Below are 3,057 nucleotides of genomic sequence, written 5' to 3' on the forward strand. Positions count from 1 at the left end.
TCTTAAGGGCATTCGGTGGATGCCTTGGCGCTGAGAGGCGATGAAGGACGTGGTACGCTGCGATAAGTTACGGGGAGCTGCGAACAAGCTTTGATCCGTAAATTTCCGAATGGGGAAACCCACCTTCGACGACTGGGACTCTGAGGTCTTGCCTCGGTGTCCCCTTGTGGGATCCTGGCCGTGAGGCTTTGGAATTCCAGTTGTCAGATGAAGGTATCAAATCCTGAATACATAGGGGTTTGAAGCGAACCCGGGGAACTGAAACATCTAAGTACCCGGAGGAAAGGACATCAACAGAGACTCCGTTAGTAGTGGCGAGCGAACGCGGATCAGGCCAGTGGTGAAGGCAAGACAAGTGGAACCGGTCAGGAAAGCCGGGCCTCAGTGGGTGATAGCCCCGTACACGTAATGCGAACCTTCATCCTCGAGTAAGGCGGGACACGTGAAATCCTGTCTGAACATGGGGGGACCACCCTCCAAGCCTAAGTACTCCTCAGCGACCGATAGCGAACCAGTACCGTGAGGGAAAGGTGAAAAGCACCCCGACAAGGGGAGTGAAACAGTTCCTGAAACCGGATGCCTACAAACAGTTGGAGCCCAAGGTTCGTCCTGGGTGACAGCGTACCTTTTGTATAATGGGTCAGCGACTTAGTCTGGCGAGCGAGCTTAAGCCGATAGGTGTAGGCGCAGCGAAAGCGAGTCTGAACAGGGCGTTCAGTTCGTCGGATTAGACCCGAAGCCGGGTGATCTAGCCATGAGCAGGTTGAAGGTGCGGTAACACGCACTGGAGGACCGAACCGGTGCCTGTTGAAAAAGTCTCGGATGACTTGTGGCTAGGGGTGAAAGGCCAACCAAACTCGGAAATAGCTGGTTCTCCGCGAAAACTATTTAGGTAGTGCCTCGCGTGAATACTCCAGGGGGTAGAGCACTGGATGGGCTAGGGGGATTTACCATCTTACCAAACCTAACCAAACTCCGAATACCTGGAAGTACTGCGCGGGAGACAGACGGCGGGTGCTAACGTCCGTCGTCGAGAGGGAAACAACCCTGACCTACAGCTAAGGCCCCCAAGTCGTGGCTAAGTGTGAAAGGATGTGAGAGTCCGAAAACAACCAGGAGGTTGGCTTAGAAGCAGCCATCCTTTAAAGAAAGCGTAACAGCTCACTGGTCTAGGATTCTTGCGCCGAAAATGTAACGGGGCTCAAGCCACGCGCCGAAGCTTAGGGTTCATCGCAAGATGAGCGGTAGCGGAGCGTTCCGTAAGCCTGCGAAGGAGGACCCGTGAGGGCCTCTGGAGGTATCGGAAGTGCGAATGCTGACATGAGTAACGACAAACAGTGTGAGAGACACTGTCGCCGAAAGTCCAAGGGTTCCTGCGTAAAGCTAATCTGCGCAGGGTTAGCCGGCCCCTAAGGCGAGGCCGAAAGGCGTAGTCGATGGGAATCAGGTGAATATTCCTGAGCCTGTGGGTAGTGACGAATCCCGTGTGTTGTCAGACGAATTGGTTCTGTTCTGGCAGCGAAGGGGTTCCAGGAAATAGCTCCCACATCAAGACCGTACCCGAAACCGACACAGGTGGACTGGTAGAGTATACCAAGGCGCTTGAGAGAACTATGCTGAAGGAACTCGGCAATTTACCTCCGTAACTTCGGGATAAGGAGGCCTTCCACTTGGGCAACCAGGTGGGAGGGGCACAGACCAGGGGGTGGCAACTGTTTAGCAAAAACACAGGGCTCTGCGAAATCGCAAGATGACGTATAGGGTCTGACGCCTGCCCGGTGCCGGAAGGTTAAGAGGAGAGGTGCAAGCTTTGAATCGAAGCCCCGGTAAACGGCGGCCGTAACTATAACGGTCCTAAGGTAGCGAAATTCCTTGTCGGGTAAGTTCCGACCTGCACGAATGGCGTAATGACTTCCCCGCTGTCTCCAGCATAGACTCAGTGAAATTGAATTCCCCGTGAAGATGCGGGGTTCCTGCGGTCAGACGGAAAGACCCCGTGCACCTTTACTGCAACTTTGCACTGGCATTCGTGTCGGTATGTGTAGGATAGGTGGTAGACTTTGAAGCGAGGGCGCCAGCTCTCGTGGAGTCACCCTTGAAATACCACCCTTATAGATATGGATGTCTAACCGCGGCCCGTCATCCGGGTCCGGGACATTGCATGGTGGGCAGTTTGACTGGGGCGGTCGCCTCCCAAAGAGTAACGGAGGCGCGCGATGGTGGGCTCAGACCGGTCGGAAATCGGTCGTCGAGTGCAATGGCATAAGCCCGCCTGACTGCGAGACTGACAAGTCGAGCAGAGACGAAAGTCGGCCATAGTGATCCGGTGGTCCCACGTGGACGGGCCATCGCTCAACGAATAAAAGGTACGCCGGGGATAACAGGCTGATGATGCCCAAGAGTCCATATCGACGGCATCGTTTGGCACCTCGATGTCGGCTCATCACATCCTGGGGCTGGAGCAGGTCCCAAGGGTTCGGCTGTTCGCCGATTAAAGTGGTACGTGAGCTGGGTTCAGAACGTCGTGAGACAGTTCGGTCCCTATCTGCCGTGGGTGTAGGAATATTGAGAGGATTTGTCCCTAGTACGAGAGGACCGGGATGAACGTACCTCTGGTGGAGCTGTTGTGGCGCCAGCCGCAGTGCAGCGTAGCTATGTACGGACGGGATAACCGCTGAAAGCATCTAAGCGGGAAACCCACCTCAAAACGAGTATTCCCTCGAGAACCGTGGAAGACGACCACGTTGATAGGCCGGGTGTGTAAGTGTGGTGACACATTGAGCTTACCGGTACTAATCGTTCGATTGGCTTGATCGTTCTCATCCTCGATATCTATCAAGGACGAGCTGTTCCAAGGACCAGACGCTCGAAAGAGCGTTCTCTCGAAAGAGACTTGCTTCGCAATATGCGTGTGCTTCGCCGGCCTGGTGGCCATTGCGAGGAGCCCCAACCCGATCCCATCCCGAACTCGGCCGTTAAACTCCTCAGCGCCGATGGTACTATGTCTCAAGACCTGGGAGAGTAGGTCGCTGCCAGGCCTGCTAAGCACACGCACGC

Annotated in this window: 2 rRNA genes (1 of these 2 running past the window's edge); both read left to right on the forward strand. The window is 55.1% G+C overall.

Annotation, left to right across the window (positions count from 1 at the left end):
• Positions 1-2,817 (forward strand): 23S ribosomal RNA (locus tag KHC19_RS10655); it begins 9 nt to the left of the window's first position.
• Positions 2,818-2,923: 106 nt separating this feature from the next.
• Positions 2,924-3,038 (forward strand): 5S ribosomal RNA (gene rrf, locus KHC19_RS10660).
• Positions 3,039-3,057: the final 19 nt, after the last annotated feature.

The sequence above is a fragment of the Ancylobacter oerskovii genome (genome assembly GCF_018390555.1).
Lineage (GTDB): Bacteria > Pseudomonadota > Alphaproteobacteria > Rhizobiales > Xanthobacteraceae > Ancylobacter > Ancylobacter oerskovii.